Consider the following 4,302-nt stretch of genomic DNA (forward strand, 5'->3'; position numbering starts at 1 on the left):
CCGGTCGCCGGCGGACCGCGGGCCGCCGACGACCCGACCACGCAGCTGCCCGTCGCGACCGACCCGCCGTCCGCGGGTGTCGCGCCCACCGGGAGGCCGCTCCGCGCCGGGCAGACGTTCGGCTCGAAGGCGCTGCCGGTCCCCACCACCCCGGTCACTGACGTCGACGGCGCGGCGCCCCTGGCGCCCAGCTGGAGCAACGTGGCGCCCACCCCGACCGGCTGGACCCCCACGCCGCTGGCCACGGGTGCGGTGGCCGAGCGGCCCCGGCCCGCCGAGCTCCCCGAGGACGCCGCGTCGGCCGTCGCCGAGGCGCCGGACCACGAGGACGCCACGCCGGAGCCACCTCGCGCGCACCCCTACACCTGGCTGCACATGATCGTGCTCGTCGCGGTCGCGTTCGTGCTCGGCATGCTGATCTTCATGGTCGGGATGCGCGAGTCCGCTCCGACCGACGGCGCCGAGCCCGCCCCCGCAGCCGCCACCTCCTCGCCCGCCGATCGCGCGGGCACCACCGAAACGACAGGACATCTGTGACCGCCTCCGACCGAGCCCTCGACATCGCGATCGCCGCCGCACGTGCGGCGTCCGACCTCAAGGCGCAGGAGATCATCGCCCTCGACGTGAGCGAGCGCCTCGTGCTCACCGACGTCTTCCTCATCGCCTCCGCGACCAACGAGCGCCAGGTCTCCGCCATCGTCGACAACGTGGAGGAGACCCTGCACAAGCAGGGCGTCAAGGCGATCCGGCGCGAGGGCGTGCGCGAGGCGCGCTGGGTCCTGCTCGACTTCGGCGACGTCGTCGTGCACGTGCAGCACGCGGACGACCGCGTCTACTACGCGCTCGAGCGGCTCTGGGCCGACTGCCCCGTCGTCGAGCTCCCCGAGGACGCCCGGGGCGGGGACGGGCAGGCGGACTGATGGCGGCGCGCGCCGTCGTCCTGTGGCGGCACGGCCGCACTGCCTGGAACGCCGACGCCCGGCTGCAGGGCAGCACGGACATCGCGCTGGACGACGTCGGCCGGTGGCAGATCGCGGAGGCCGCGCAGCACCTCGCGCAGCGGCACGCGCCCAGCCGCATCGTCTCCTCCGACCTCGCCCGGGCCGTGGCGACGGCGCGCGCGCTGGGTGACCTCACGGGGGTCGAGGTCGAGGTCGACCCGCGCCTGCGCGAGCGCCGCTTCGGCGCGTGGGAAGGGCTGACCGCGAGCGAGATCCAGGAGCGCTGGCCCGAGGCGTACGCGACCTGGCGCGGCGGGCGCGACCCGGACCGCGACGGCGCGGAGGCGCGGGCGACCGTGGCGGCTCGCGTCAGCGAGGCGGTCGCGGAGCACGCGGCGGCGGTCGAGGACGGCGGCACGCTCGTGGCCGTCTCGCACGGCGCGGCCATCACGCTCGGGCTCGTCGCGCTCCTCGGGCTGGACCCGGCGGGCTGGCGCGGCCTGGGCGGGCTCCACAACGCGCACTGGTCGCTGCTGCGCGCGAGCCACCGGGACATCCCGCCGGCCTGGTACGTCGAGTCCCACAACCTCGGGCCCGCGGTGGCGGTCGACGACTGGAACGCCGGCGTCCCGACGGACGCGATGCCGTCCAGCACGGGAGACGCGCTGCGCAGCTGAGCGCGGGGCGGATTGGCTCTCGGGGCGAGAGATCCCCTAGACTCAACGAGCCCTCCGGGGCAGCGGGGCTGTGGCGCAGCTGGTAGCGCACCTGCATGGCATGCAGGGGGTCAGGGGTTCGAGTCCCCTCAGCTCCACCCGATCATCGAGAGGCCGTCCTTCGGGGCGGCCTCTCGTCGTCGGTGGGGTTCCTGCCGGTTCACGGCGGGCCGGCGGCGCCGCCGTGCGTGCTCGGACGAGCGGCTCTGCGTGTCGCCGCGACGATCGGTTAGCGTGATCCTCGCCCGAACCGCTGCCGTCGGACCTCGTCGGTCCCCGCCCGGCGGCCCGCAGACAACGAGGTCTCATGCGCATCGCCGTCTTCACCACGTGCCTGGTCGACGGCCTGTTCCCCCACGCAGCCGCCGCGACGGTGCGCCTGCTCGAGCGGCTGGGCCACGAGGTCGTGGTGCCGTCCGGCCAGGCCTGCTGCGGCCAGATGCACGTGAACTCGGGCTACCCCCGGCAGGCCGCGCCGATCGTGCGCAACCACGTCCGCACCTTCTGGCCGGTCGCCGAGGGGGAGTGGGACGCCGTCGTCGCCCCGTCCGGGTCGTGCGTGGCCTCGACGCGGCACCAGCAGGGCCGCGTCGCCCGGCAGGCCGGGGACCCCGGGCTCGCGCGTGCGGCCGAGGAGGTCGCCGCGCGCACCTACGAGCTGTCCGAGCTGCTGGTCGACGTCCTGGGCGTGACCGACGTCGGCGCCTGGTTCCCGCACTCGGTGACGTTCCACCCGACCTGCCACGCCCTGCGGATGCTGCGGGTCGGCGACCGCCCGACCACGCTGCTGCGGGCCGTCGGCGGCCTCGAGCTGGTCAACCTGCCGGACGCCGACCAGTGCTGCGGGTTCGGCGGGACGTTCGCCCTGAAGAACTCCGAGACCTCCTCGGCGATGGTCGCGGACAAGGCGGCGTCCGTGGTCGGCACCGGGGCCGAGTTCGTCACGGCGGGGGACTGGTCCTGCCTGATGAACATCGACGGCGCGCTGTCCCGGCTGGGCGCGCCGGTGCGCTCGGTGCACCTGGCGGAGATCCTCGCGAGCACGCGCGAGGACCCGTGGCGGCCGCCCGCGCGGCGCGGGACCCGCGCCGCATCGGCCGCCTCCGCGCGGACGGGACGCGCCCGATGAGCACGTACCTGGGGATGCCCGCGGTGCCGCCGAAGCCTGCGACCGAGCCCGTCGCCCCGCTGCGGTGGGGGCCGACGTTCCCGGTCGCGGCTCACGATGCGCTCGCCGACGGCCAGATGCGGACCAACCTGCGCCGGGCGACCCGCACGATCCGGGACAAGCGACTGCACGTCACCGCCGAGCTGCCCGACTGGGAGGCGCTGCGCGACGCGGGGTCCGCGATCAAGGCCGACACCATGCAGCGGCTGCCGGAGCTGCTGGAGCAGCTCGAGGCGGCCGTGACCGCGCGCGGCGGGACGGTCCACTGGGCACGCGACGCGGCCGAGGCGAACCGCATCGTCACGGACATCGTCCGGGCCGCCGGCGCGCGCGAGGTCGTCAAGGTCAAGTCCATGGCGACGCAGGAGATCGGCCTCAACGAGCACCTGGAGGCCGAGGGCGTCGTCGCCCACGAGACCGACCTGGCCGAGCTCATCGTCCAGCTCGCCGGCGACCGGCCGTCGCACATCCTCGTGCCGGCGATCCACCGCAACCGCGACGAGATCCGGCAGATCTTCGCCTCGCGCATGGCGGAGGTGCCGACCGGGCTCACGGACGACCCGCGTGAGCTGGCGATGGCCGCCCGGGCGCACCTGCGCGAGCTGTTCCTGCGCGCCGACGTCGCGATCAGCGGGGCGAACTTCGCGGTCGCCGAGACCGGCACGGTCGCCGTCCTGGAGTCCGAGGGCAACGGGCGGATGTGCCTGACGCTGCCGCGGACCCTGGTCAGCGTGGTGGGCATCGAGAAGGTCGTGCCGACGTACCGGGACCTCGAGGTCTTCATGCAGCTGCTGCCCCGGTCCTCGACCGGTGAGCGGATGAACCCCTACACGACCATGTGGACCGGTGTGACGCCGGACGACGGGCCCCAGGAGTTCCACCTCGTGCTGCTCGACAACGGTCGGACGCGTGCGCTCGCGGACGAGATCGGGCGCTCCGCCCTGCACTGCATCCGCTGCTCGGCGTGCATGAACGTCTGCCCGGTCTACGAGCGGACCGGCGGCCACGCGTACGGGTCGGTGTACCCCGGTCCGATCGGCGCGATCCTCACCCCGCAGCTGCTGGGCCTGGAGTCCCGCGACGCGGCCACGGCGTCGCTGCCGTTCGCGAGCTCGCTGTGCGGCGCCTGCTACGACGCGTGCCCCGTGAAGATCGACATCCCCACCGCGCTGGTCCACCTGCGCGACCGCGCGCTGCACGACGGCGACGGCGCCCACCCGAGCGCGATGGGGACCGCCATGGCGGCGGCCGCCGCGGCGATGTCCTCGGGTGGCCGGTTCCGGTGGGCCCTGCGCGGCCTCGCGCTCGCCGGCCGCGTGCTGGGAGGACGCCGGATTCGGCGTCTGCCCTGGCCCGGCTCGCTGTGGACCGCCACGCGTGACCTGCCGGTGCTGCCGCGCCGCTCGTTCCGGGACGGCCTGGCGCGACGCCCTCGCGGCACGAGCACCGGCGCGGGCCGCGGCGCGGGCGGGGACGC

4 protein-coding genes, 1 tRNA gene and 1 pseudogene are annotated in these 4,302 nt (G+C 75.2%); all 6 read left to right on the forward strand.

The features are described 5' to 3' along the window. Window positions 1-537, forward strand: a pseudogene (locus tag IDM29_RS17420) (hypothetical protein); the annotation flags it as partial. Then, a complete protein-coding gene (gene rsfS / locus IDM29_RS15260; RefSeq protein ID WP_182111520.1) occupies window positions 534-920 on the forward strand; it encodes a ribosome silencing factor in 387 nt (128 codons plus the stop codon). The pseudogene IDM29_RS17420 and the gene rsfS, both read left to right, overlap by 4 nt. Continuing rightward, a complete protein-coding gene (locus IDM29_RS15265; protein ID WP_182111519.1) occupies window positions 920-1,618 on the forward strand; it encodes a histidine phosphatase family protein in 699 nt (232 codons plus the stop codon). The genes rsfS and IDM29_RS15265 overlap by 1 nt, the downstream gene beginning before the upstream one ends. 64 nt (window positions 1,619-1,682) lie before the next feature. Continuing rightward, window positions 1,683-1,755: transfer RNA gene (locus IDM29_RS15270), tRNA-Ala, on the forward strand. A 209-nt stretch (window positions 1,756-1,964) separates the two neighbouring features. Beyond that, the gene (locus IDM29_RS15275) at window positions 1,965-2,786 is read left to right on the forward strand and encodes a (Fe-S)-binding protein (protein ID WP_182111518.1); all 822 of its coding nucleotides are present in this window, start codon (window positions 1,965-1,967) and stop codon (window positions 2,784-2,786) included. Continuing rightward, window positions 2,783-4,302: LutB/LldF family L-lactate oxidation iron-sulfur protein (locus IDM29_RS15280; protein ID WP_188037736.1), on the forward strand; the 1,520-nt coding region annotated here is incomplete at its 3' end. The genes IDM29_RS15275 and IDM29_RS15280, both read left to right, overlap by 4 nt.

Origin of the sequence: Actinotalea sp. JY-7885 (assembly GCF_014525465.1) — a bacterium.
In the GTDB taxonomy this organism is placed as follows: Bacteria; Actinomycetota; Actinomycetes; order Actinomycetales; family Cellulomonadaceae; genus Actinotalea.

Bases quoted from the DNA above. Each gene is read 5' to 3' on its own strand.
- IDM29_RS15265 (WP_182111519.1), top strand. From the start codon at position 920: ATGGCGGCGCGCGCCGTCGTCCTGTGGCGGCACGGCCGCACTGCCTGG.
- IDM29_RS15275 (WP_182111518.1), top strand. From the start codon at position 1,965: ATGCGCATCGCCGTCTTCACCACGTGCCTGGTCGACGGCCTGTTCCCC.